This is a genomic window from Pantoea cypripedii (genome assembly GCF_002095535.1).
Lineage (GTDB): Bacteria > Pseudomonadota > Gammaproteobacteria > Enterobacterales > Enterobacteriaceae > Pantoea > Pantoea cypripedii.
Genome location: NZ_MLJI01000001.1, coordinates 3,697,696 through 3,724,278, shown reverse-complemented (window position 1 = coordinate 3,724,278; position 26,583 = coordinate 3,697,696). Strand labels below are relative to the sequence as shown.

The following is a 26,583-nucleotide window of genomic DNA, read 5'->3' as shown; positions in this document are numbered from 1 at the left end:
TAATGCTATGGAATCAGAAAACGAATTAGCCGCAGGCCTTCAGATACTCACAAGTTCGTCACAGCTTTTTGCCAGACAGGGCCGTTTTTTTCCTGATGCGACAACGCATGGGGTCAGCCTGCGATTGGATGGATATTGTTACGACGACATTCTTGGCAGGCTTGTCAGGGAAATTGAAAAATATAACAACACGATTATTTTTTCGCTCTGGGAAGAACCCAGCCAGTGTGAATTTACCGCTGAACAGGCGCGGGATTTCAGAGCTCGTGAAATTGCAAGGCCCATCGACGCGACGCAACATGATGGCCGAGTCATTATTACCCGTTATCCGCAGGATATTATCGGCGTCATTATTACGGCACATCGCGAATATATAGATAGCTATGAACTGCTTAGGCTTGCCTCTATTGTCCAGTTTGACGATGCAACGGCGAAAGATGGGCTGGCAACGTATTTATTTGATGATGCAAGAACGCCGGAAAAATCATTATTCGAATGGGGTGGCGCTGAAAACCGCTATTCTACCCCTTACACCCACTTCCCGTTAGCGAAAATAAAAGTCCCGCCTGATTATTATCGGGATGTAATTCATAAAGCGATTTACACTTTGCTGAAGGGGTGCGGGGAAGAAAATGTCGCCTTTGCAGCACTGAACATCGATCCTCTGGGTAACGAAACCCTGGCCTGTATTACCGGCGATAGCCAAGAGCAGGACCGCTGTATTGTGAATGCCAGTGCCTTGGCGGTAAGGGATGAACCGATTGATATTGGTTTGATTTTGTCTGAAGTGCTCGATTTTGAGGCCTACAAAGCGATCTCGGCTCCGCCCTTTAATCTGACCTTTATGCTGCATTATGACGGCCTAGGGCATGTTTCCGGCGAGGTGGTGTGCCGGGCAGAAAAAATCAGTGCCGCCACCGCAGAGGATCTTGCCCACCAACTTGAATTCATCATCGCCGGGTTGAATCAACTGGGGGTTTATTGTCGCTGGCAGGATGTGCCGTTACTCACTGACGCACAACAGCAGCAGATGTTAGCGCTTGGGCAGGGGTCAGCGCTTAGCGGCGTGACCGGGCTGTGCATCGATCAATTGTTCGATGTGATGGCCAGCCGTTATCCCGGTGCCATTGCTGTTTCTGATGAAAAGACACAGTTAACCTATGCAGAGTTGAAAGCGCAATCTGAACACCTTGCGGCAGGTCTGCAGAAAGTGGGAGTAAAACCGGGGGCGCTGGTAGGAATTTGCATGGAGCGCAGTCACGCGCTGGTTTGTAGCCTGCTGGCCGTACTCAAAGCGGGTGGAACCTACGTGCCGATGGATACCTCCTATCCCGCCGATCGCCTCGAATTTATCACCCGCGATGCGGGGGTGGCAGTGGTGGTAAGTGATATTGCGGCGTTTCCGCCGACGGAAGGGTGCCGCGTCTATTCCCCCGGCCAGTTGCTGAGCCTGGTGGACAGGGAAAACTTCATCCCCTCGCGCCACGATAACCGCGAGGATGCGTATGTGATTTACACCTCAGGCACGACTGGCAGACCGAAGGGCGTTGCGATACCACATCGCAATGTCCAAGTGTTGCTGGAAGCGACACGCAACGAGTTTGGCCTCGGGAACGGGGACGTGTGGACGCTCTTTCACTCCTGCGCGTTTGACTTTTCGGTATGGGAAATTTGGGGATGTTTACTGAGCGGTGGGCATCTGGTGGTAGTGCCATACTGGACGACTCGCGATACCGCAGAGTTTTATGCATTACTGGCGGACAAAAAAGTAACCGTTTTGAACCAGACCCCATCCGCGTTCTACAGCCTGCAACGAATTGATGCCGATCAGCGGTTAACGCTCTCGCTGCGGCTGATTATCTTCGGTGGCGAAAAGTTAAACATGCAGGCTCTGGAAGGCTGGTTCCACGATCATCCTCCGGCGAGTTGTACGCTGGTGAATATGTACGGGATTACGGAAACCACCGTGCATGTCACTTATGAATATTTGACGGTCGAACATGTACTGTCGAAATCCGCATCGGTGGGGCGAGCGTTGCCGGGCTGGACAATCTCTGTGCGCAACAGCGAAGGTCATCTTCAGCCATTTGGCGTTGCAGGAGAGATCTGGGTGGGTGGCCAGGCGCTGGCGAGCCATTATTTGCGCCTGCCAGAACTGACCGTAAAACGCTTTATTACCGACGCACTTACGGGGCAGCGCGTCTATCGTAGCGGCGATCTGGGCAGAATGCGCCCGGACGGTAAGCTGGAGCACTTGGGGCGGCTGGACAGCCAGGTCAAAGTTCGTGGGTTCAGGATTGAACTGGACGAAATTCGCAATGTTTTGCAGCAGTGTGAAGGTGTGGATTCCGCCGTGGTACTTCTCGACAGTGGAAGCACGCAGGAGGAGATCCGCATCGGCGCATGGTTAATTGCCCATGGTGCACTGAATTTACACACGTTGCGGGGGGCGCTTTCCCGTCAGCTGCCGGACTATATGATCCCGGCCTATTTCACCTTAGTCGAATCCTTCCCCCTGACCAGCAATGGCAAAATCGATGTCAATGCGCTGCGCAAACATGCTGTGGCGGATCTCAGCGCTGCGGTGGCGAGCGTGGAACCGTCCACCGGCGATGTGGGGGCGTTACAAGCGATCTGGAGGCAGATTTTGGGTGAGGCCGCTCATCCCGATGTCGATTTCTTTGAATCCGGTGGCAACTCCCTCTCTGCCGTGCGCTTTATCGGCGAAATACGCAAGCAAGGTCTTGGTCAGCTTTCTCTGCGCGATTTTTATATGAACGCATCCTTGCCTGCGCTGGAGGCGATGTTGAATAAACCGGAGAAACAATAAGATGATGCAACCATCATTATTGAAAAGACGGCACGGGTTTAAGTTGGTCGTGATTGTGTATGATGTGGGTTCCGCGTCCGCCGCGACGATTTGCGCGGCAGCAGCGCGGGTTTACGATCTGCTGTTTCTCTGCGACTGCGCGCTGAAATATGTCAAGGAGACTTTCAGCAGCATTGCGCAATTTGCCCCCACTCTGGATACTACCGGACACACTGAAAGCGACATCACGCAGGTACTACGCGAACTCGCGCCAGATGGGATCGTGACTTTCAGCGAATATCGTCTGGCGCAGGTTTCCCGCTATGCAGAGGCACTCGCTCTATCCGGGCACAGTGCCGGAGTGATTGAAAAACTGACGGATAAATATCAACAGCGTCAGGCGCTTGCGCTTGCAGGGGTTCCGTCGACCAAAAGCGTCATTGTGGGGGATTCACCGCAACAGGTGGCGGCACAAACAGGTTTACCAGCCGTGCTTAAACCCCGTAATGGTGCCGGGAGTTTACATACTTACCTGGTCCACTCTGTGGAAGAGCTGAGCGAAAAAGTGCAGCAGTTGCATGCCAGCGGGGAGTACGTGCTGGAAGCGTATCTGCAGGGGAACCCGGATGCCGCAGGAGAAGGCTGGGGCGATTATGTCTCTGTTGAATCACTCCATTTGCCGGGCCACACTCAGCAGGTCTGTATTACCGGGAAATTCCCACTGGTGAGCGCGTTTCGCGAAACCGGTATGGTAATACCGCATACATTGTCGCCTTCGCTTGAAGAGTCCATTTTCACGCTGGAGCGGGCGGCAATAAACGCGCTGGGAATAGAGCAGGGAATTACCCACACCGAAATAAAACTGACGCAGGACGGCCCGAAAATCATCGAGATTAACGGTCGATTAGGCGGATTCCTTCCCGAAATTATTAAGCGAAATAGTGGCACCAATCTTGTTCTGGCTGCGCTGGATTTGTCAGTCGGAACCTTCCCGCGCGTGAATCCGGTCAACAGAGAGCGTGTCACCTATCAGTTTTTTATCACCCCGCAAGCGGGAGTATGCGGCGAGTTTATGCATTTAGCCGGTGTTGACCATATCGCCAGACTGCCCGGTGTGGTGCATGTCGAACAGCGAGTTCGTCGCGGAGAACACGTGGACTGGCGCACAGGAACGCAAAGCCTGATGGCGATTGTTTACGGCTCATCGCCCAATCATCGCGACGTGATGAATACGGTCAATGAGGTACGTAATTTATGTAATGCGGAATTTATGCTTGATGACGCGAGGCAGTGAATCATGCCAACAAATAAGACCACGGACAAGCCATACCACGGATTAAGTGTCTGTTTTGATACCTTCGTCGAATACCCTCGCGATAGTTCACTGGCGGGGTTGTTTGAGCAAAAATGTCGTTCCGTACCGCAGCATATTGCGCTAATTGACCATGAAGAAGGCTCTCTGACCTTTGCAGAAATTGAACGGCGCTCGGGTAATTTAGCCAAAACGCTGTGCAACAAGGGCGTCAGACCCGGTGATATTGTAGCGGTGAATCTGCCCCGCAGTACGGCGTTTTTCATCGCTATTCTGGCCATTATTCGCGCCGGCGCCGCCTATTTACCGCTGGATCCGGAGGCTACCGATGAACGTGCGGCGTATATCATTGCGGATGCCAATCCGCTATTGAAAATAGTCGCACCGGACTGGCAGGGGGATACACACAATACGCTCTGCTACGATGTTTCGCCGCAGGAGGATTGCCAACTGCCGGAAGTCGTTCGTTGGGATGCCCTTGCCTATCTAATGTATACCTCCGGCAGTACCGGGCGCCCGAAAGGGGTTCGTGTCACGCACCGTAATGTTGTCCGGCTGGCCATTAACGCGGGCATTACAGATTTTTCCCCCTCCACGCGCATGTTACAGACCGCATCTGTTATTTTTGATGCATCCGCGTTTGAGTGGTGGGGATGCCTGCTGAACGGCGGCACGATCATTATTGTGCCGCAGGAGACGCTCACCGATCCTGTGCGTCTGAAAGCCGCATTGGTTCAGTATGCGGTGAATACGCTTTTTTTAACTACGCCGTTATTCAACCTGCTGGCAGGTCATGCGCCGCAAACTTTCAGTACTCTGAAGACGCTGATTTTCGGCGGCGACATCGTAGTGCCCGATCGTGTTGCCGATGTGATGAAACACTGTCCGGGACTGGTGATTAAAAATGGTTACGGCCCGACCGAAAACGGCTCTTACTCGACTGTACATACCATCACATTAGCCGATACACAGGGGAGGATCCCTATCGGCCGACCAATATCCAACTCCACGGCCTATATTCTGGATGAAGAGAAGCAGCCGCTGCCTTGGGGAGAGCAGGGGGAGTTATATGTCGGTGGCGATGGTGTGGCATTAGGGTATTTAGGCAAGGACGAGTTAAGTGCAAAAGTGTTTACTGCCGATCCCTTTATCCCCGGCGGCGGTATGTACAAGACCGGGGATATTGCCTCGATGCGTCCCGACGGTACTGTGGAATTTTTTGGCCGACGCGATAATCAGGTAAAAATCCGCGGCTATCGCATAGAGCTTGATGAAATTGAGTGGTGCTTGCGTAATCACCCGCAGGTCAAGGATACGGTGGTTAAATTCTTTACTCGCAACCATGATGATAAATATCTGGTCGCCTGGGTAGAGGCTGAACCGGCACTGGATGAATTTACGCTGCGTGATTATCTGAAAGCAAATCTACCAGCGTACATGATGCCGGGGTTCCTGATTTTTATCGAGGCCTTTCCGGTTGCCTCAAACGGTAAAATCGACCGGGCGATATTGCCCGATCCGCTGCAACAACCCGATTTATATACCGAACATGTCGAACCAGTGACAGAACGAGAAAAGGCGATCACTGGGTTATGGCGCACCATCATTGGCTATCAGAACTTGGGGATTCATGACTCCCTGTTCCAGTTGGGCGTGGACTCCCTTGTCGCAGTCAACCTGGCATCGTCGGTAAATGCCCAACAGGGATGCCAGCTGAGCGTCACCGATCTGCTGGCCAATCCTACGGTGGCGAAGATTGTTGCGCTGATTGAATCTACCGACAACAAGGCTGCTGTCTCCATCCGTGAGCCACATACCAGCGTTTTTTCTGACGGTGAAGCCTGGCCATTAACCTGGCAGCAGCTTGCGGTCTACCAGGCCGGGCTGAAAGCGGGCTCTGCATCGACGCAGTACAACATTCCTTTACTGCTGGCATTACCTCCGTCAATTGACATCAGCAGATTTGAGCAAGCCTGGTGGTCGGTAGTTGAACGCCACCAGGTGTTCCATTTCGTCATGCCACTATCCGAAGCTCTACATCAAAAAATTAAAAAAATACCGCCGACGGCGCTGCCAAGATACCGCACATTTCAGCGCAATGAACTGATCAAGCCTTTTGCGCTGGAGAGCGGCCCACTGTGGCGGGCGGCGTTGTGCTACAGCGACCAGCAGTGGCACTTTTTCCTCGATATTCACCATTTGCTGATTGATGGGCAGTCGGTCGCCATTCTGCTGCAGGAACTGGATCAATACTACGCCGGACAAACCTTACCGCCTGCACGACAGTACAGTGACTATATTGACTGGACGCAGTCGGTGCAAGCCCGCCAGCAGCAACAAGAATATCGCCGTTACTGGCAGGAGCAACGGCCGGATGGCCTGCGTGCGCTCGCGTTGCCTTATGACTCTGTGCGCGATGCGGAACTACCGTTATCCAGCGATGTGGTGCCTTTTCGTCTGGAAACAGAACGTTATCTCCAGCTTAAGCAACTGGCGCAAAGAACCGAATGTACGCTCTTTGAGTTGCTCAGCACTCTTTATGGCGTGTTCTTGTCCACCGTTACGGCATCGCAGGAGGTACATTTTGTGGTGCCTTCCGGCATCCGGCCTCGTCCTGAGTTTGAACAGGTGGTTGGCATGTTCGTGAATTCTGTAGTGATGAGCGTAACGATCCCCCCGGCATCCGCCTTCGACACACTGATCCGCACAACGCGCGAGTCGCTGCGTAACGGTCTCGCACATGGCGACATTTCGCCAGCGCAACAACTGAATGCGACGGATCGCTACGACGAGGAGCGATTCAATCTGGCGATGGCAACCATGTTCGCCTTCCACAGCCAGGCAATGTTGCACTATTCGCTGGCCGGGAGTCAGGGAACGATTAATGCGATCCATCCGGGGCAGGCGATGTTCGATTTAAACCTGCAGTTGTCTGAATGGCCGACGGATATTTCTGCCGAGTGGGAGTTCAACGCCTCGCTGTTTAAACGAGAAACTGTCGAATATTTGCGGGATGTGTTTATCGGCATCATCGATAACGTATTACGCCACCCCGACATGCCTGTTACCGCATTACCTGTGTCAGAACGCTCTGCTACGCCGGAAATGCGGGTTATGCAAGATATCGAATTCGATCTTTAAAACGAGTCAGGAGAATAACGTGAGCTTTTTTAAACAGACGGCCGGGCAGAAAAAAATTATCGCATCACAACATCCTGAATCCGTACTTTACTGGAAGGCGGCGCTGGAAGGCGCGTTGCCTGTGAATTTTAAAGGTGACATTAGCGGGAGTGAATCGGCAGTCGCATTGACCATGCTGTGCCAACAAACGCTCGATCCGCTACTTGCGGTTAAGCTGTTGAGCGTGGCGAAAGGCAACCGACAGGCCGTTGATATGATCCTGACCGCCTCGCTGGCGGCGCTGTTGCATCACTACTACGGCGATGAATCGCTGATGCTGGGGCATGGTATTCATGGGACGCAGCATGAAGAGATTGCATTACCGCTGCGGGTGGATTTTCAGGCGACCAGCACATTTCGTCAGGTCCTCAGTGATGTGCGGGCGACTATTCAGGCCGCGATGCCGCATCTGCACTGTCTGCCGGAATCAAAAGAGACTCAGCCGACAATCATTGTTGCGCCAGAAGAACTTAAGGATCTGGCGCTGTCCGGCAAATACGCGCTGGCATTCTTATTGACTGGCGAACCCGGCGCGCTGGCGCTAACGGTTTACGCCCGGCAAGGCAGTCATTCGCCGCAGCAGATCTCGAATATCGTGCGTCATTTTTTTTGCCTGCTTGAGCGGGCGCTGGCTGAGCCAGATAGCCTGCTGGCGGAAATACAGTTATTAACGGTGGTCGATGCTGATCTTGTTGCGGCGACAAACGCAACCCAAGCTGACTATCCATATACCAGTTTATGCACGTTGTTTGAAAGCACCGTTGTTGCCGTCCCTGATGGCATTGCAGTGATCACCGAGGAAGGTGAGTACACCTATGCTGAGCTGGGTGCTGCTTCGGACAATGTCGCGGCAAACCTGTCGAAAAAGGGCTGTGGCGCAGAAACCATTGTTGCGGTGATGGTTGAGCGTTCATTCAGAATGTTGGCCGCGATTATCGGCGTACTGAAAACCGGCGCGGCCTATTTACCGATTGATACGGCACTGCCAGCCGAACGCATCCACTACATGCTGCATGACAGCGGTGCGCAATGCGTAATAGTCGATGAGGTGCAAAAACACCTGTTACCGGCAACGACAGAGGCGGTTGACAGCCATGATGTATTGCGTTGCCAGGCGCTATGGCTGGGGCGGAAAGTACCTGCCGATGCGCTGGCGTATGTGATTTATACCTCCGGCTCCACCGGCAAGCCGAAAGGCGTGATGGTGGAACATCACAGTGTGGTTAACCGGCTGAAGTGGATGCAAAAAGCGTATCCGCTGGTGTCGGGCGACATTATTTTACAGAAAACGCCGGTGTCGTTTGATGTCTCGGTATGGGAGCTGTTCTGGTGGTTTCTTGAGGGAAAATCGGTCTGTCTGTTGGCGCCCGGCGCAGAAAGAGAGCCGGAAAAACTGCTGCAAACCCTTGCGCAACGCAACATTACCACCCTACATTTCGTGCCAACGATGCTCGGCGCATTTCTTGATTATGTGTCGGCCACCGACAGCGCGGGCGAGCTGCACGGCATTAAAACCGTGTTTGCCAGCGGTGAAGCGTTAAGTGCACATCAGGTGCAACATTTTTATCAACTATTGCCGCACGCCCGGTTGATTAATCTGTATGGGCCGACGGAAGCGACCGTCGATGTGACGCATTATGTTACCGTGCCAACGGATACGTTCATCCCCATCGGCCTGCCTATCGATAACACCCGGCTGTATGTGCTGGATAAACACAACCTGCTTTGCCCTCTGGGCGTCGTGGGTGAGTTATTCATTGCGGGCGCAGGCTTGGCGCGCGGCTATCTTAATAAACCTGAGTTAACGGCTGCGCGTTTTATCAGTGGTGCAAGTGTCAGCGAAACGCGACTGTACCGCACCGGCGATCTTGCCCGTCAGTTGCCCTCCGGCGCCATCGAATACTTTGGCCGCAATGACAACCAGGTGAAGCTGCGTGGTTACCGTATTGAACTTGATGAAATCGAACACGCGCTGAACCGGCATAGCAGCGTCAGTGATGCACGGGTTGTCCTGAAAACGCTCAGTGATAACAAAGTCCATCTCATTGCCTATGTTATCTGCCACCCCGGTGGGGAAAGTACGGATATTATCGCATCGCTGAAAACTATGCTGCCGACGTATATGATCCCGGATGCGCTTATCGCGCTGGATTCTTTCCCACTGTCGCCGAACGGAAAGTTAAACCGCGCCGCGTTACCGGAACCGGAAACCCAGAGGCAACAGCCTGTTGCGCCGCACACAGCGGCAGAAAAACACATGGCGGCAATCTGGGAAACGGTGCTTGGCCTCAAGACGGTTGGTATTAATGAGAACTTCTTTTCGCTTGGGGGAAACTCAATTCATTTTGTTGAAGTGCTGGCGAAGTCGCGAAAACAGGGATTCTCGTTCACCTATCAGCACTTATTTAAATATCCCACCATTGCACAGCTGCTGGCGAATACAGATAACTCGCCAGCCGAAGAGGTGGTGCAGCGGGAATATGCTGCGTTCGAACTTATTTCTGCGCAGGATCGGTGTAATTTGCCGCCCGATATTGTCGATGCGTATCCACTGTCAAGAATGCAGTCCGGGATGCTGTATCAAAATGCTCTGATGGAAATTGACAATGCCTATCACGATATTGTCAGTTATACGATTGCCGGGCGGCTGGATATTGCTCTTTTTCGTAAGGCGTTTGCTCTTTATATCGAACAACAACCTGCATTTCGCACCAGTTATAATTTAAAAGATTACAGCGATTATCTGCAGATGGTGCACCGGACAGTGGATAACGTGCCGCTGTTTGTGGAGGATCTGCGCCACCTTAACTCAGAGGATGAACATCAGCGCTGGTATGAAGGCTGGTTCAATCAGGAACAGTCGTTCCAGTTTGACTGGCAGAAGCCCGGTTTTGTCCGCCTGCATATTCACCTCTTGTCTGACGATCTCTACCGTTACAGTATCAGCCAGCATAACTCCTCGCTGGACGGCTGGAGCAAAATGGAAGTACATACCGCGCTTTTTACGCTCTATAACCGGTTATTAGCGGGCGAGGAAGTGTTGCTGCCCGCAGTCGTGGATCACTTTCGTAACTATATCGGTATTGAGCAGGACACGTTGCGCTCCACTGCCATCAAATCGTTCTGGAGCGAGACATTAAAAAACAGCACGCCGACGGTGGTTCCCCGCATACCATTTTCGGCTTCGGGTGACGACCAGGATGTTTCTTTCGCCTCATTTGATATCTCCCGTGAATTGTCGGACGGCATCATTCAACTGGCCGATCAATTAAATGTTCCGGTCAAAAATGTGCTGCTGGCGGCGCATCTCAAACTGCTTTCGGTGATAGGTAACTCCGACGATATCCTCACCGGCTACGAGCATTCTGGTCGCCCTGAGCTGAGCGGCGCTGACAGGGCGTTAGGCATCTTTACGAATAGCATGCCGCTGCGCGTACAGGTGAACACCGGGAGCTGGAGCGATCTCATTCGCCAGACTTATGAGACTGAAATTACTCTGTTACCTTACCGCCGCTACCCGCTGGCACAGATTAAACAGGATCTGAAAACGACCGATACGCTGTTTGAAACGGTCTTTAATTTTGTCCATTTCTATACGCTGAAGAAACTCAAAGACCTTCCGGCTTTTTCGCTCCAGCATGTGCAGGCGGGAGCGATCACTGAGTTTGCATTACGCGTTGAATTTTCAAGGCATTTCTATACCGATGATGTGGAACTCATCCTGCAGTATCAATCTGCGCAGTTTAGTGCGGAACAGATTGCGCGCATCGGGGGATATCTGATTCTGGCGTTGCAGAAAATGGTACTTAACCCGCAAGCCAGCCACACGGCGGCATCGCTGCTGGGAGAGGCAGAGGCAACAGCGCTGGTGCAGCTTAGCCAGCGCTACGGTTCAGCAACGAGGGTGGTGGATCACCACGGCAATCTGCTGCCAATCGGTAGCTGGGGGAGCATTCACAGTGAAGATCCCGACGTGCAGGGGCAGGCGGGACGCTGGCTGGCGGACGGTACCCTTGAGATACGGCGCGAAAGCGAAGTGCTGCGCGAACGTGCCAGTGAGGCCCCGCTCGCCGCTTCTGATTCTCTGCATCAGGGTAGCCTCGATAAAGTGGTTGCCGTCTGGGCCGAGGTGTTGAACACACCAGCATCCGGCCTGACCATTAACACCGATTTCTTTGATATCGGCGGCAGTTCACTGGGCGCACTGCGTGCGGTATTGCTGCTGGACTCACGTATCAGTCTGCGTGAATTTATGCAAAACTCGCGGTTATCCGAACAGGCGGAACTTCTGTCTCAGCGCGCCTCGGCGGTTGCTCCTTCACCTGACAAACCCGGCCTGCTGGTACCGCTGGGTACGCAACGTGACCAACCGCAGGCCAGCCTGGTCTGTTTACCTTATGCGGGCGGCAACGCGATTCATTTTGCCCCGTTTGCGCAGGCCGTCAAAACACGCCTTCCGGCACTGAATGTCTACGGCGTTGAGCTTCCCGGTCATGATTTACGCGACGAGGCCAGCCAGCTCAGGCATTTCTCTGACACCGCAAGACTGATTACTGACGACATAATGGCGTCGATCTCCGGGCCGGTCATGCTGTGGGGGCATTGTGTTGGCAGTGCTATGGCGCTGGAGGTCGCAAGGCTGTTGCAGGCGCGGGATATTCCGGTCATGCATCTGTTTCTTGCAGCGCGGCTGCTGGATACGGATGAGCGGCTACATGAGAACATCAGGGACGCACAGCAACTACACTTTGAGCAGATTCAGGATTTCTTTGAGCGGTGGAATGGTAGTGCATCTCTTCAAAATCTGGGCAAACGCTATGAGGATCAACTGGTGGCGAGCTTCAGGCATGATTCGCTGGAAACGAACCACTACTTGTTGGAGCGCAAAGCGCAGACCGCAATCCCCCGTATGACGGTTCCTGCATCGGTGGTCATCGCTGACGACGACTGGTGTACATCAGGTTATCAGGAGCACTACAAGGCGTGGGAACAACTGCTGGTAACAGTGGAGCTAAGCGTGTTGAACACTGGAGGGCACTTTTTTGCTAGCACCTGCCCGGATGACGCTGCGGAGCGGGTAGAGGCCGTTGTTCACCGTGATATCACGTCTGTTGTCTGAGTCGCTAACCGGGTTCTGGGGTCAAAAATGGATACAGGTTTTACGCAAAAAAGTAATTTAGTCCTGAGTACGCTAGCGTATGCGATCTCCTCTGCCGGGTCGGTTTTCATGCATATCATCTTGGCGATCACGGTTTTCCACACCACGCATTCCGGGGCGATTACTGCGTTGTTCGTCGCACTGCAATATATGCCGGCGTTGCTGGTGTTGATCTTTAAAGGTAATTGGGAGGGGGGGCACTCCCCCCTGAAAAAATGGATGCAGCTGGAACTTCTGGCTGCATTATTAACGCTGCCGTTATTGCTATTTATTCAACCGATCGATTATGTAGTTGTTTTTATTTTGTTATTTTTTCGCGGCATTGTTGATAATACCGTGCGGGTGATGCGAACTATTACTGCGCGTTATATTTTTACCGCCGCAACAGTGGATAAATATGCAGCTGTTTTACAGGCCGGATTTAATTTGGGGATCGGTATTGCCGCCGTTACCGGAGTATTAATTGGATCTAAAGTCTCTTTGCATGATGCGGTGATTATCGACATCTTTAGTTTCCTGCTGGCTTATGTATTGCTGCTGTTTGTCAAAAGTGTCAACCCGGCCGGGAGCGAAGCCGGGACGGCGACGGTTTCCAGTATTGTGTCACGTTTCAGAAATTACCGCAGGCTGCTGGCACATGATAAAAAATTGATGTTCAGCGCAGTGCTTCCGCCGCTCTCCTCGGCCTTTTTTCAGGGAAGCTGGGAGGTGTTTGTGCCGGTCTTTCCGCTAAAGGTTCTGGGGCTTGGCACCGGATCAATCGCCATTGCATATGTAGTGATCACGGCGGCAGTGGTCATCGGCTCGACAATTTTCCCGTGGCTGAACCGACGAATGGGGCTGTTCAGGCACGGTCATCGCCGGGTGCGGCGTCTTGTACTGCTATTGTCATTGTGCAGCGCCGTGTTCTATCTAGCGGGGACAAATAGCACAGAACCGCTGTTTTGCCTGCTGATGCTGGCATTAATGGGTTTTGTTTATCAAATTGTCTGGATGTTTGGCTATACCGGGATTTTCAATTACACCCCGCAGGGAGAGTTGGGGGCGATTTTCAGCATCTCGTATGGTTTCGGCTACTGTGCTGGCAGCATCTGTATTCTGCTGGCAGGCTATTGTCTCGATCTCTTTAATGGTAACTTTACTGCCGTCATCACGTTTTTTATGCTGGTTTATTTTGCCATGCTTGGCATCTTGCTTTTCGTTTGCCGGGCAACGGATTCGCAACAAGAGCAGGTTGCAAATCAGTAATATTCGATGAGACAAACATCAGAGGGCGATAGGGTGAATAGTACATTTGACGAGAAATTAAAAATAGGTTGTGCGCAAGCGAATCCGGTGTGTGGCGATATTCAACATAACATCAATAAAGTGGTGATTATGTTGAAAGAGGCAGCGGAAAAAGGCATCAACATTTTAATTTTCCCGGAGAAATTCCTGAGTGGATATGAGCCGGATTTAATTTCTGCCAATCCGGAACTATATGCTATAAAACCTGGTGATCCGCGTTTAAATATTATTTCTGCGGCCTGCCGCGAATGGAATATTACGGCGATCGTGGGTGCAGCGACAACGAATAACGGGGCACTGTATATTAGTTCCATTATTTTTGGCAGTAACGGTGAAGAGCTGGGGCGTTATCATAAGCAGCGCTTGTTTCATTCTGAAAAAAGCATTTATACCGTCGGTGAGCAAAATTACATTCTGCAGATGGGGCCCTGGCTTCTTGGGTTAGGGATTTGCTACGACAGCGGTTTTCCCGATCATGCGCAGAAACTTGCGGTTCAGGGGTGTCATGCTTATCTCGTCAGTGCGCTGTTTAGCCGAAGTGTGGGTTACCACGAATCGCGGACTTGGTTCCCAGCCAGAGCGCTCGATAACACTGTCTATGTGCTGATGGCAAACCACTGTGGTATTACCGGGGGATGGGACACCTGCGGCGGCAGTGCCATCTGGGATCCATTAGGCTATTTGCTGACGGAAGCCGACGCCGTTCATGAAGGGATTATTTCTGTTGTCCTGGATATCGATACCATCACCGAAGCCAGAAAAACGGAAAATATGCTCGCGGATAATATCGCGTTGAACGACAGAAGAATGGAGTACCAGACAGTCGTTATCCGTTCCGAGGGCGAACAGTTATGACGCCATTTTCGTCACCCTGGTTTCGCCGTTTACAGCCCTCCGGGCCAAGCGGGAAAACGGTTATTTGTTTCCCTCACGCAGGTGGTTCGGCACTGGCATTTCGCGGGCTGGCGGATGCGCTACATGTGCGGGGGATTGCTACCATCGGCGTGCAGTACCCGGGGCGGCTGGAGCGTTATCAGGAACCGTTCATCACGGATGTGGAAACTTGCGCCAGGGTGCTGGCACCGCTGATTGCCGAAGTAGATGCGGGTAACCTTGCGTTCTTCGGCCACAGCTTAGGGGCGTTGATTGCCTTCGAAACGGCGCTTTTGCTGGATGCGTCGGGGTTCAATATCCCGACATTATTTCTTTCAGGCCATGAGTGGCAGGATAGCCCCTGTGCCGATCAGCTTTATGTCTCGACGGATGAGACGCTATTGCATGCAGTGAGGGAAATGGGCGGCCCGGGTATTGCTTTGTTCGAACAACAGGAATTCCGCGAGTTGGTGTTCCCCATTTTGCGAGCCGATCTGATGATGGCTGAACGTTATATTTGCCGCGAACACAAAATCTTCCATGGTAATTTGTACGTCATAGCTGGTGATGTCGATCCTTATATCGATCAACACAAACTTGAACGGTGGGAAAAACAGTGCAGAGGGAAGTTTCAGTTATCTTTTTTCCCTGGGGGGCATTTTTATTTGGAAGATAATCTTACAAACTTGGCGGATAATATTACCGGGGCGCTAAGTCTATAATGCGGTCAAATCCGTCCTGCAGATTCTCCTGTTCGCTGACCTGCACGCCGATTAGCAATGTGAATTCATGTGGTTTCCGAGTGGGAGAGAGATGTCTTGGCTATTGTTTTACTAAAATAAAAATAACCCCATCAGATACTAGAATAACACTGCACATCTAATCGCAACGGAAAAAACTATGAAATCTTGCTCCCATTATGATACTTTCGGGAGAGGCATAGAGTGTTTTATAAAATGTTAATTTGCAGTTTTCTCTTTCGGAAAGAAGGAGAAAAACAAGGGGGCGCTTCAGGTGTGTTGCTTCTTAGCGCCAGCCCCTGTTTGTATATAATTTATTAGATTTAATTTTGTATTTTATAACAGGCTTGGAATTAGAGCATTGGATATACCTGAGCCGTTACCGGACCAATGTTGGCTTATTCCTTCATAATAAGGTTTCCACCATGCTTCCTGTGCTCTTTTAACTACATCAATGTATTCAGAATCACATAATGCTTTCTGCCAAGTGAGACCGAAAAAATTTGAAATAATAAAATCAATGGCTAAAATCACATCCATAGGAGGCAACGGTAATCTAGGGGCATCCAAGATCATTAGCTCGCCATAATCATTTAAATTATCAGTGAGCTTATTCCCCCCATTTTGCAAATGAAATTGAGGGTGAGAAAATAAATTAGCACCGTCACCTTTTTTAGATACATGGTAATCAAAATGCCATGCACTATGCGATGTTTTTAATTCTGCATCAGGTGTTCTATCATTGAGCCACTCTGCTTTAAGACGTAATTGCCCTGAAAGTTCTTTTATCTTAGAGAACTCGTATGGCCCTTCACTCTTTAATATTAATTCTAAATGAATTTCAATGGGACTTTCTTTGGGTGTAATTTGCGTTGGGCAAATCGTTCCACATTTCTCACAAAGATTAAATACTAAATCATCTAAAGAGTATTCGAAGTTTTCTTCAGCACCAGAGTTGATATTTGCTTGAAGTTTACTGATTAAACGACTTAGAGGTCCAATATCAGGACATATTTTACTATTTAATAAAAAATCCCTGAGTCTGCACATGTCGTCTAATAAGTTTTCATTAGTGTTCATTGTAATTTAAACCTCGCCTGGATACGATCCTTTTTTGTTCTATCTTCTGGATGTATCTTGAGTTTTCCTGTCTGTCTATTCAAGACCGTTTCAATAGAAAGATATCTATCATCTTCCCAGGGTTTCAATTCCATAGATGAAGCACGAAGAGCATCTATTGTATCAAGTGGTTCTTTGCTGATGATGCAATTAACCCAGAATTTGGTGCTCTGGCCAGGGTGTTTAGGTTGAATTGGATTCAATGAATTAATGTTAAGTACTTCTTTTATTATATCAACTCTTTTCTCAGAGGTTAATCCTTTAATTATTGGGCAGTTTAGTTTGCTATTTATCCACAATTCAATATCTGCCCACCACCACCTCTCATAATAGTCAGAGAATATCCCGTTATATTTAAAATCCTCAAGGTGACCAATGATCTTATGCCAATCCGGTGAATTAGAAATATCAACTCCCAACCTTGTTGCTAAAGTTATCTCAGAAACTAACATACCACTACTTCTAAGGAGTGTTGAATGAATTGAAGTAACGAGTTTATGTATGTCTATCTTATATTGAGAGAGATATGTCTCAAATCTTTTATCAAGCAATGCATAGTCACTACTAAGTGAGAGTAATCGATATAATGAATCTTCAGAGTGTGCACGTTTGTAAGCATTTACAATTGAGCCTATTAATCGAACTTTTTTTTCTAATACATCTGGTTCTTCTAATGTGCTTTTGCTTAAAACCAAATCAAACAAGTCATGTGAGCTCGAATCAGGGTTGTAATATTCAACTAATAAACTTTCGAGAGAGAGTAAAATTATTGGCTTATATGGTATGTTATCAGATTTACCGGCCATAAATGTTCTTAAGTTTTGTGCCAATGCCGCACCAAAATAATCAACAGGTTCAACCCCCTCAACAAAGCTATCAAGTTTTTGATCTATAATTATGCCATCATAACCTTGTCTTAACTCTGTAGCTATTTCGCTCATTCTAGTGGGAGGTCTATGAGTAATATGTAACTCAAAAGTTGACTTGTTAATTATTGCATCAATTAAACCTTTAACTTGCTGAGGTTGATCATCATCGATATAAATTAGATTAATAGATGTCATCTGGTATTTCCTTATCATCAGCTTTTGGGATTCTCAGCTCAAAGCACGTTGTAAAACCAGAGGAAGCATCAACAATAGATATTTCTGCAGACATGGATTCAACGAGATCACGTACGATTGATAATCCCAATCCCATACCTTTTAATGATAAATCATCATTTTCAAAAGGTCCTGACGGAGTACTTGTTGTATAAAAAGGCTCAAAAACTCTTTCTCTATTAGCAGTTTCAATTCCATCACCGCTATCTTCAAATCTGATGACAATATCTTCACTATCCTTTTTTGCACTTAAAGACATTTTTCGAGGGTTTGTTCCAGAGCGAAGTATTGCTTTATAAGCATTTGTAAACAGATTGATAAAAACAGAGTAAAGCTCAGAAACATGAATTGGCTTCGTGAAAAGTTCATAGCCTTCGTATTTTATATCAAACTGAATTCCTTTGCGCTCTATTATCGGCTTCATTGATTCATAGAAAGGTTCAATCGAGTCTCTTATCTCGATGACTTTTTTATTTCTATTTACATTTTCACGTATTGTACTGTCAAAAAATTTAGTGAAAGACTTTAAAGTTCCAATGTTATTCTCAAGACTATTTAAAGCTAGCTCTCTATCTTCATTCAATAAATTAGACTGCTTAAGATTTTGTACATTAATACTTAAACTTGTTATTGATAGATTTATCTCATGTGTAAATTCACCAATTGCAAGCCCCATTGCACCGAGCACTCTGAGCAGCTCAATTTCATCGATTAATGATTGAGATATAACGCTTGCTTGTTTTAGTTCATCGGCAGCTTCATGAAGATTTTCAATGATTTTATCTCTTGCGCTGTTATTTTCAATATTATTTATAACCTCATCTGTCGATGCCTCGTTAAAAGATTTAACTTCATATACCAGTTTACTTACCGAGTTTATCGTTTCAGATACACTATTTAGTTTTTCTTTTACCGTAGTGGTTGGTTTTGGTTCTTTTATGTAGCTTCGATCGTTTGGATTTATTTTTATATTTCTATATTCACTTATCCTAATCACTGCAGCAGTCAATGCCTTATACACAAAGAGACGTAGTTCTTGAAAGGCATCGGTATGAATAAGGCCTTCTCTTGAAGATGTTTCTTCAAAGTCTACCCCATTCAGGTCTTCAACTTTTACGTGTCCAAAGAAGTTTTGATTACCATGTGGAGGTAGTATTTTTCTTCTTCGAACTGAGTCATCAAGAGCCGTCCAGTCATCATACTGCTCGCCATAAGGAGATACCTTGAAACCATTTCGATAAAGTTTAATCCCACCATTTTCTCGTAAATATGCCTGTTGTTTTCTGGAGTTAACTGTGGCTAATGAGAAATAATAGGCATCGAGAACGACTGGTGAATTTATATGGGAGAATTGTCGGATGTTGTTTTTTTCATCATACCACACATCAATAGTTTCATTTTTTATATTAAGAGTTTTACTGTTAACTGTGACTATAGCAATACCCTTTTCAAGGGTCGCTGTAATATGTGCATCACTATCAGAGAAAATTTCAGTTTTTTCATCTGCAACCAATTCATAAGCATCGGTTTTCTTGCAGTAAAACTTTACCTGAAAACCAGGATCAGTATCACTTGGAGTAATATTTATAATGCTCTTTATGTACTTATAGGCTGTTCTTATATTGCTATCAGTCCAGTCTTTGTCATTTAAATCTTCTATTATTATTTTTGTACCGTGGCTAAAATCGACATCAATCTTAGAAATAGTGTTGGCTATAAATGAAATATTTTTTTTCTTTGAGAATTGCAGCCAGTTAATTTTTATTATATATCCTAATTCTTCATTTTCTTGTTTGGTTATAATTTTTAAGCTATTTCCTAATCTTTGTGTTGAAAACCGCCCAATGCCCTTTCTACCCGCTCTAAGTCTTTTGTATAGTTCTGAAACAGAATTATCTTCTTTTTCACTTGAGCTTATTCGCATGAAACCATTAATGATGTCTTCCTTAGACATACCAGTTCCGTCATCTGATATGATGATTCTTGGAAGTTTCTCGTTCAGCTCGAAATATACATTTACTAAGGTTGAATCGGCATCATAAGCATTTTTTACTATTTCGCTAACTGCCGTGGTTTTTTTTGCTACTAATTGCTCACCTAACCTTTTTACTAAGTTCGCATCAACAGAAAATCTAATATTATCATCGTCTTTTTCTGTTATTTTTACTGCGGTTTCTAATATTTTATCATAATCTACAGCTTCACTATTCAAGAGGTCTTTCATCTTGTCTTTAAGAAAATCTATATCTTCATTCATGATTTACCACCACTTTATATCGATCTTTTCTTAATCTGCGCAATCCCTTTTGAAGGCATTTTAATTCATCTAAGTTGATAAGCCCTTTATCAACAAAAAACATATCAACTAAAGAGGTTGCTTTGCAGGTATCATTATTTAACAATAACAAATCTATTTGTTTTGTTAAATCGCTTAACTCAATGACTAGATCATCTTTAATTAGGAATGATATATTCTTCCCTGCAGTTGGCTCTATTTTTAATACACCTGAACCATATGACCTGCCTTCAAGTTCGGCAGAAAGTTGTGAAAACGTTGATAACAAAGATATGCAACATGCTTTCTTCAATTTATACGATACACTATTTTTAAAAAATATGCGATGTATAGAATTGGTGCAATTAATCTTACCATGATTTAATATCATCCTGGGAAATTCATGGACCATATATGAAAAAAATGCATCAGGGTAGATGCCATCATCAGGTTGGAACCAATTCTTTCTCTTTTTAAATGTGCGATTTTTAATTCTTTCTTTTTTACCAACATGCGATAAATATTTTCTTAGCGAAGTGCGTTTTTCATACAACTCATCAGGGCTGATATGTAAAAGAAGCCCTTTCTTATTTTCGGAAAGTATTTTTGAATGCCTTTTTGCTGTGTGCCTGACGCCTTTCAAATGTGAAAATCTTGAAACTACGGGTCTGAAATGTTTGCTGTCTAACTTATAATCTGAAATTTGATTTTGACTTAATATAAAGAAATCATTCATACCAGTTACCATTCCAATCTTTATATCAGCAACGTCTTTTATTTTTAAACTAAAATTATGATTAGTTATGGATGATATGACATTCAATGTATCTTTGTCTAAGATGTTATACTTATAATTATCCGAACTATTTAATTGGCTTTGGTTTGTCCCGGTTATTATTTTTTTTAGTTCACTTAATGTTTCAGCAAATCCTACTGAAACGTAACCAGTATTAGTGGGTGCCTTGTGAAAATCATCGCATAAAAAAAGCACAGACATTTCGTCGGCACCTTCATTTTTGAATAATCGTTCATTTATTTTAATTATCTTTAGGTGTTTAAAATGTGCTTTGTAAATATTTATTAGTTCTTTAGCGTAATAAGCATTCAAAAAACTACTAGGTAATACCCATGCAATTCTGCCGCTCTCTCTTACAAAGCTCAAAGCATGCAATAAGAAAAAACCCCCATAGGCTTGCATTACGCCCTAATGTTTTAGTCCTGAACGGAGAAGTAGAAAAAACTGTTTCGCATGATTTCCTTTGCTCATAACTCATATTATGCATAGAAATATAAGGAGGGTTTCCAATAACGACGTCAAAACTTTCTATTCCAAAATCATGCGTAGATACGTTAATGAAATCTCTTAATAAAAATTGTTTCTCTTGTAATAAATGCCCATATTTTTTTTGGAGAGTATCAAACGCTTTAATGTCTACATCCACTCCAAATAAATTATCTATTGGGTTTATACAGCCCATCTCTATGAGACTTTTTTCACAACTTTCTAAAAAGCCACAGCCCCCAAAGCTAGGTTCAAGTATTTTGTCTGTTGGTTTTCTGATCGCCCAATCTGACATCACTTGGCTAAGAGCACTTGGAGTATAGTATGCGCCTAACTCTTTTCGCATCTCTAAGCTATGAGCATTCATATTTTTACACATACCCCAATTTTATCATTTTTAAATACTGCCACTTAGTTCTGCCTATGTGATGAGGCTTAAAGTTTTAATCTTATCCGTTTTAGACATCGTTTCACTCCATCCAAACATCTTGATTTAATGCATTGATAATAAAGGGCATTTCTTTCAATGCGTCTGGAAGTGCGCAGGCTACCGCAGAAGGCTATGCCTCCTGTTTTACCCAAGATAGTAGCTTAACATGAAAAATGTTCTTTTTTCTATTTGTTTGTAATTCATTCTCCTTACGGAATCTTGAATTTTATCAACTAATTTTATTTACATTAATTATAGCTTTACTTGAAGTTATTAAAATTAATAATATCACCTCTAGGTTGACATTCTTTTCAATCAAAGGATTCTTGTGTTGTTATTTTATATATGAATTTTAATTATGAAAGAACGTCGCTTAACCATTCCCCTAATAAAATTAGGGGTTGATTTTAAAAAAATATGATTATTTATTCTCCAAGTCAACCACCTTGCTAATTTAATGATATTTAGGATAGCGCTAATCTCTTAAGGTTTAAAGTGTGAGTTAACGAGTTCTATCTTAAGGATGTATGTTATTGTGGTGCATAAACGATAGGATTTTAAATTATACCACCTATAATATTTCATTATGAAAACTTCAATCTAAAATAATAACTCTCGGTGCGATTAAGTAACTTTTATGAAATTAATGTTGTGATTGCATTTATTGTGTTAATAAGCAACACCTAAACCACAAAGGGTATCTATTATGCTCAGGCGAGAGCCAAATAACATCAATAAATGTCAACTAATCACTGCTGGGTATCTATTTTGTCGGAGAATGATACTAGTTTCATTGGACTCAAAGAAGAGAGAGACGCAGCGATCACCAAGCGGAGAGTCTGGATAAGGATAAAAATTGGGCATAGAGCCGCTTTAGTATTTCATGCAGCATAATATGCATCATCCTCATACAATCAACAGAATATAACAGTGAACATGTTATGTCTGTATAATGAAATAAAACTTTCTAAGTTTGAGTTTCATATAAAAACAGACCCTGAAAGGGTCTGTTTGGTAGTGCTAACAGGTTGCAGGAACATGGTTTATTTTTTCAGCCTGAATACGGTGTTGCAGCCTCCATGACCACCCTGCCCAGTAATGGGTAGGCGTTCTGAGTACCCGGCGGCGCTCGTCGCTCAGAGCGTTTCCGATTACTACTTCGCCAGCAACCCCAAACAGTGACAGCTGAATGTACGCCATCCCTGCTGCCAGCGGATCGGTGTCGGTTGCAGATACCCATAAATATCGATGAGGGGAGTAGCCTGCATCACGCAAAACAGAAGCAAACGCCAGCGCCATACAACCGGCGCCACAGGCAGGCTCGGAAAGTGTGATAAACGGCTTGTCTCTGAAATTTTCTTCGATTTTGCCAAGCTGCATTCTGGCCATCATCACACCGATACTCCAGGGCGTGAAAAACTGACCGCGGTATTTATCTCCCATCTCCAGCTGCATAAAGACCCGTCCCAGAAAATCTCCCGGGTCTTCCTCAAGTCCGTTGACCACATGCGCCAGCAGATGCGCCATGTTCTCCACGTCAGGCTTTTCATACCGGGACACGATGCGCAAATACTTTTGCTCGCGCTTTTCGCAGAACTGCAGACGATTTTCCAGTGCGATGACGCTGCAACTGATGAAATCTTCAAACACCTGGTGCCGGCGGTGGTAACGTGCCGTCTGGCTGAAAAGTGAAAGAAATGCCTTTTCGTGATTTATGATTTTTTTCATGCGTGCTTCCTCTGGCAAAGGGAACACGCACCCGGAGGGAAACGGTGTTCCCTTCAGGGTGAAAAAACGGCCACCGCTTTCGCGATGGCCGGTCAGTGAAGCCGGATAAACCGGCGTTGGTCTGTGTTATGCGCGGATACTGCCGTAGTGCGCTGTTGTTGCTGCGGGCACCACGGTCGTTTCCGGCGTCACCAGGTACATACGGGCCCCGTCGCCGGGTACTGACTGCAGCAGTTCCTCTGCCGGGTACGGACCGCTGTCAACGTGGTCGCCACGGTCAAAGCAGTTGTAGCCTGACGTGCCGGCATCCGGTGAAATCCAGTAGTGCCGGATTTCACAGTCAAACAGCTGAGACATCTCGCCCATGACCTCACCGGATGGCGGATACCAGGGAGACGCAAAGCTCAGCGTAAGTGAACCCACTTCATCGCGGCTCCAGCTGGCCTGATGGCCTGCCGGAAACTCCATGCCAAAGAGCTGCATATAGAGTTCGGATGTCGTACAGAGTCCGGTGAACAGGCCGTTTTCGCCGTTAAGCTCGGTGGCCAGACGTGACGGCATCACCATCAGCATGTCACACGGGCAGGTTGCCTCAGGCATGATACTGAGCCATTCCCAGCGCTCCTGCGGGTCAAACGGACCGCCAGCGCCGGCAACGCCAAACCAGTCGGCATAATGTACGGCCATCAGCTGCGCCATTATCTGCCGCGCAGAAAAGGGAATAGCTTCCCATTTCAGCGCATCGATGCCGGACTGCAGCCAGATTTTCTCCATACGTGAGACCGTTTTGGTGTCAAGCCATGCATCCTGCTCCAGCAGCTCGATAAAGTGCTGGAACGCCTGGTTGGGCGAGGTCTGCGCGCCCGTACCGGATGCGGTCAGCATCGGATACGGGGCATATTCCACCGCCCTGACGGGCTTCAGTATGCCGGCACAGCCGGCGAGGAACAGCTTTATCGCCTGCCGGATGGCGTGCCGGTAAAGCGGTTTTTCCGTGCCGGCAATCCAGGGCTGCATCACATCGAGGCAGACGGATTTACCGGTGATTTCCAGACGGTTATGGCACCATGAAAACATTGTGTAACTCCTCTTTCAGTTGAAACGAAAAGAGGGCATCTCCCTGAGGAAGATGCCCTCAGGGGGATGATGGCGGCCACAGCCGCCGGGTCAGGTTAGGCCGCCTGTTCCGTATGCCGGTTCAGGGGCGCAAGTAAATATTCCGAGGCTTCCCGAGCGAACCGGCAGGCACGGAAAATCGCTCTTTTGTCTTCACGAAGAACTCTCAGCCAGCCAGCAAGATAGCTTTCGTGCTGCACGTCACCGATGATGCCGAGTTGCGCACAGAGAAAAGCACTGCCGGTTTCCGCTATCAGTTCTTCGAATGCATACACCGGGTCACCAAACTGCCGTGATGAAGAGGTGATACCTTCCCGGTTCAGACGACTGCCGTGACCGGTGGCATGTACCAGTTCGTGCAGCAACGTGGACCAGTAGTCTGCTTCTGTCCGAAACTGCGATACCGTCGGCATCACGATGCGGTCGGCGCCCGTCCGGTAAAACGCGCGGTCCTGCCGGCGATGGTCGCAACCGACGCCGGTGGCGCTGAGTAGCTGCTGCACTCGCTGCAGCTGCTCTGCGCTGAGTTCAGAGGCCGGCTCTGCCTCCACTGTGTCAGGCAGTTCGCCCTGCACAGATTCGGACAGGCCATCGCACTGGGCAACGTTGAACAACTGCAATTGCTTCAGCATAGCCAGTTGCTCCATAACCGGTTCGCCGTCACGGAACAGCAGATTATCGCTGCTGTCCCTGGCCTGTTTCTCAAACGGTTTGTAGATGATGGCCAGCGCGCTGGTCTCATTCTTCCTGACGTAACCGCCTGCGGCTTTCGCCTGCCGGAAGGTCAGCCAGCGGTCGGACGTGTACCCGTGTTCTTCTGCGGCCATCCACAGCAGCGGAACGTTAATACCGCTGTAGGCGCGGCCGGTGACGGCATTGACCGGCAGGCTGCTGCCGTGCACATTCTGAGCAGCACGCCACGGGCGCCGCCAGGGCGGTACGCCGTTTTCGAGCGCCAGAATGATTTTGTCAGTGACCTGCTGATACAGGTCGGGAGTATGCACTGCCGCCGCTTTACGCCGGCCGGTGGTTGTCTTCATGGGATGCTGCCTCTGAGTGCGGGGCGCATCCCTGCCCACTGGCGGACGATGCGCCACCGGTGAGTGGAAAAATCAGTAATAACGTAAGGAGCCGTCGGACATCACCGAATGGATACGGTCACGTACGCTCTCGACCGCCCGGTCAAACCTCTCCCGGTCGGCGGGTTTTGCCCGTTTCGAGTCCAGGCGTATCACCTGGTCCAGCACATGCAATGCCTGCGAACGCCAGCTGAGACGTTCAGCATCCCCCACACAGGCATGGAAGTGACGTAATGACTGCTCATAAAGCCACTGTATCCGGTAACGATATTCGCCCACAGGCACATACACCTTCATGGGTGGTCTCGTTTCCTTGTGAAGCGTCAGCGCGTTATTCAGCTTACTGATAACAGGCTTCATGAGCAGGTCGTGATGATCGTTCAGCACGGCATCAAACATGCTCTGTGCCATAAAGGTCTGAAAGGAAAACTCATGTTCGGGTATGAGCGTGTCGACCAGTGTGAACCAGTCTGCATCTTTTGACGGATTGCAGCCTGCAGCCCAGGCTTTCAGCCACTCCCCCGGACATCTGTCATCCGGTACGCGAAGATAAATTCCCAGTTTCTTTTCAAGTATCAGCGGGCGCTGCATACCCAGGTTCTGTGTAAACAGAGGACGAAGTTCATCAGAAGTAAAGCGGATCATATTTCCTCCGGGGAAAAGAAGGAGGAAGCCTCCCCGGGAGGGAAGGCCCCTCCGGGAAGTGTTAATCAGTAAACGATGATTCAGTCGAAGCGGTAACGCAGCCCGGCCATTTGCTGTGCCATCTGCCGTCCGGCCCGTAAAGCCTTACGGGCGGTGGCAAACTGACCGGCGCTGGCCAGTTGCTGATACTGCCAGTCGCGTGAACTGTAACCCGTTCTGCGCGAAATGATGGCGGTAAAACCGCCATCAGACTGGACGACCTCCGCACGGAAACTGCTGTGGCCGCTGCGGTTGGTGAACCATTCAGCCTGTCGCTGCCGCATTGCCTCTGAAAGGCAACTGAGCAGGCGGGTGGTATGGGTGATAAGTAACAGCATTATACTGTTCATGGTTTTCTCCTGAATAAATGCGGAGAAAACCGTCACCGCAGATGCAGGGAGGTTGTCC

The 26,583-nt window shown here is 48.0% G+C and carries 17 protein-coding genes; 7 read left to right on the top strand and 10 right to left on the bottom strand.

The window, feature by feature from the left end:
• Positions 1 to 7 precede the first annotated feature (7 nt).
• The 7 genes from HA50_RS17170 to HA50_RS17140 are packed head-to-tail and all read left to right on the top strand — an operon-like array spanning position 8 to position 15,341.
• On the top strand, positions 8 to 2,830 hold the full coding sequence (locus tag HA50_RS17170; protein ID WP_158087416.1) for a non-ribosomal peptide synthetase: 2,823 nt from the start codon (positions 8 to 10) through the stop codon (positions 2,828 to 2,830).
• A gap of 1 nt (position 2,831) precedes the next feature.
• On the top strand, positions 2,832 to 4,103 hold the full coding sequence (locus HA50_RS17165) for an ATP-grasp domain-containing protein (protein ID WP_084876774.1): 1,272 nt from the start codon (positions 2,832 to 2,834) through the stop codon (positions 4,101 to 4,103).
• Between the two features lie 3 nt (positions 4,104 to 4,106).
• Positions 4,107 to 7,262, top strand: coding sequence for an amino acid adenylation domain-containing protein (locus tag HA50_RS17160; RefSeq protein WP_084876773.1), 3,156 nt, complete (start codon positions 4,107 to 4,109; stop codon positions 7,260 to 7,262).
• A gap of 19 nt (positions 7,263 to 7,281) precedes the next feature.
• Positions 7,282 to 12,420 (top strand): non-ribosomal peptide synthetase, encoded by a 5,139-nt coding sequence (locus HA50_RS17155; RefSeq protein WP_158087415.1) that lies wholly within the window; start codon positions 7,282 to 7,284, stop codon positions 12,418 to 12,420.
• Positions 12,421 to 12,447: 27 nt separating this feature from the next.
• Positions 12,448 to 13,707, top strand: a complete 1,260-nt coding sequence (locus HA50_RS17150) for an MFS transporter (RefSeq protein WP_084876771.1) — start codon at positions 12,448 to 12,450, stop codon at positions 13,705 to 13,707.
• 33 nt (positions 13,708 to 13,740) lie between these two features.
• On the top strand, positions 13,741 to 14,601 hold the full coding sequence (locus HA50_RS17145) for a carbon-nitrogen hydrolase family protein (RefSeq protein ID WP_208617295.1): 861 nt from the start codon (positions 13,741 to 13,743) through the stop codon (positions 14,599 to 14,601).
• On the top strand, positions 14,598 to 15,341 hold the full coding sequence (locus HA50_RS17140; protein ID WP_084876769.1) for a thioesterase II family protein: 744 nt from the start codon (positions 14,598 to 14,600) through the stop codon (positions 15,339 to 15,341). Before HA50_RS17145 ends, HA50_RS17140 begins: the two co-directional genes overlap by 4 nt.
• Before the next feature lie 354 nt (positions 15,342 to 15,695).
• Here the strand turns inward: HA50_RS17140 and HA50_RS17135 are convergent, their stop codons facing one another.
• The 10 genes from HA50_RS17135 to HA50_RS17090 all read right to left on the bottom strand — a co-directional run bounded on the left by HA50_RS17135 (position 15,696) and on the right by HA50_RS17090 (position 26,525).
• Complete coding sequence (locus tag HA50_RS17135; protein WP_084876768.1) at positions 15,696 to 16,439, bottom strand: hypothetical protein; 744 nt, start codon at positions 16,437 to 16,439, stop codon at positions 15,696 to 15,698.
• Positions 16,436 to 17,542 (bottom strand): hypothetical protein, encoded by a 1,107-nt coding sequence (locus HA50_RS17130; protein ID WP_084876767.1) that lies wholly within the window; start codon positions 17,540 to 17,542, stop codon positions 16,436 to 16,438. The genes HA50_RS17135 and HA50_RS17130 overlap by 4 nt, the downstream gene beginning before the upstream one ends.
• On the bottom strand, positions 17,529 to 19,838 hold the full coding sequence (locus tag HA50_RS17125; RefSeq protein WP_084876766.1) for a sensor histidine kinase: 2,310 nt from the start codon (positions 19,836 to 19,838) through the stop codon (positions 17,529 to 17,531). The genes HA50_RS17130 and HA50_RS17125 overlap by 14 nt, the downstream gene beginning before the upstream one ends.
• A complete protein-coding gene (locus HA50_RS17120; RefSeq protein WP_139810954.1) occupies positions 19,831 to 21,054 on the bottom strand; it encodes an SAM-dependent methyltransferase in 1,224 nt (407 codons plus the stop codon). The genes HA50_RS17125 and HA50_RS17120 overlap by 8 nt, the downstream gene beginning before the upstream one ends.
• Complete coding sequence (locus tag HA50_RS17115) at positions 20,972 to 21,505, bottom strand: Eco57I restriction-modification methylase domain-containing protein (protein ID WP_158087414.1); 534 nt, start codon at positions 21,503 to 21,505, stop codon at positions 20,972 to 20,974. Before HA50_RS17115 ends, HA50_RS17120 begins: the two co-directional genes overlap by 83 nt.
• A 1,083-nt stretch (positions 21,506 to 22,588) precedes the next feature.
• Positions 22,589 to 23,296: a DNA methyltransferase family protein gene (locus HA50_RS17110; protein ID WP_084876763.1), complete on the bottom strand. Its 708-nt coding sequence runs from the start codon at positions 23,294 to 23,296 to the stop codon at positions 22,589 to 22,591.
• A gap of 126 nt (positions 23,297 to 23,422) precedes the next feature.
• Entirely contained in the window at positions 23,423 to 24,373 is a 951-nt protein-coding gene (locus HA50_RS17105) for a DUF1281 domain-containing protein (protein WP_084876762.1), read from the bottom strand.
• A 95-nt stretch (positions 24,374 to 24,468) separates the two neighbouring features.
• Positions 24,469 to 25,452 carry an ArdC family protein gene (locus tag HA50_RS17100; RefSeq protein WP_084876761.1) on the bottom strand — a complete coding sequence of 328 codons (984 nt, stop codon included), beginning with the start codon at positions 25,450 to 25,452 and terminating at the stop codon, positions 24,469 to 24,471.
• 72 nt (positions 25,453 to 25,524) lie between these two features.
• On the bottom strand, positions 25,525 to 26,136 hold the full coding sequence (locus HA50_RS17095) for a hypothetical protein (RefSeq protein WP_084876760.1): 612 nt from the start codon (positions 26,134 to 26,136) through the stop codon (positions 25,525 to 25,527).
• Between the two features lie 80 nt (positions 26,137 to 26,216).
• A complete protein-coding gene (locus HA50_RS17090) occupies positions 26,217 to 26,525 on the bottom strand; it encodes a hypothetical protein (RefSeq protein ID WP_084876759.1) in 309 nt (102 codons plus the stop codon).
• Positions 26,526 to 26,583: the final 58 nt, after the last annotated feature.

Coding starts and splice junctions, on each gene's coding strand:
- HA50_RS17170 (WP_158087416.1), top strand. CDS start 8: ATGGAATCAGAAAACGAATTAGCCGCAGGCCTTCAGATACTCACAAGT.
- HA50_RS17165 (WP_084876774.1), top strand. CDS start 2,832: ATGATGCAACCATCATTATTGAAAAGACGGCACGGGTTTAAGTTGGTC.
- HA50_RS17160 (WP_084876773.1), top strand. CDS start 4,107: ATGCCAACAAATAAGACCACGGACAAGCCATACCACGGATTAAGTGTC.
- HA50_RS17150 (WP_084876771.1), top strand. CDS start 12,448: ATGGATACAGGTTTTACGCAAAAAAGTAATTTAGTCCTGAGTACGCTA.
- HA50_RS17140 (WP_084876769.1), top strand. CDS start 14,598: ATGACGCCATTTTCGTCACCCTGGTTTCGCCGTTTACAGCCCTCCGGG.
- HA50_RS17135 (WP_084876768.1), bottom strand. CDS start 16,439: ATGAACACTAATGAAAACTTATTAGACGACATGTGCAGACTCAGGGAT.
- HA50_RS17130 (WP_084876767.1), bottom strand. CDS start 17,542: ATGACATCTATTAATCTAATTTATATCGATGATGATCAACCTCAGCAA.
- HA50_RS17125 (WP_084876766.1), bottom strand. CDS start 19,838: ATGAATGAAGATATAGATTTTCTTAAAGACAAGATGAAAGACCTCTTG.
- HA50_RS17120 (WP_139810954.1), bottom strand. CDS start 21,054: ATGCAAGCCTATGGGGGTTTTTTCTTATTGCATGCTTTGAGCTTTGTA.
- HA50_RS17115 (WP_158087414.1), bottom strand. CDS start 21,505: ATGAATGCTCATAGCTTAGAGATGCGAAAAGAGTTAGGCGCATACTAT.
- HA50_RS17110 (WP_084876763.1), bottom strand. CDS start 23,296: ATGAAAAAAATCATAAATCACGAAAAGGCATTTCTTTCACTTTTCAGC.
- HA50_RS17105 (WP_084876762.1), bottom strand. CDS start 24,373: ATGTTTTCATGGTGCCATAACCGTCTGGAAATCACCGGTAAATCCGTC.
- HA50_RS17100 (WP_084876761.1), bottom strand. CDS start 25,452: ATGAAGACAACCACCGGCCGGCGTAAAGCGGCGGCAGTGCATACTCCC.
- HA50_RS17095 (WP_084876760.1), bottom strand. CDS start 26,136: ATGATCCGCTTTACTTCTGATGAACTTCGTCCTCTGTTTACACAGAAC.
- HA50_RS17090 (WP_084876759.1), bottom strand. CDS start 26,525: ATGAACAGTATAATGCTGTTACTTATCACCCATACCACCCGCCTGCTC.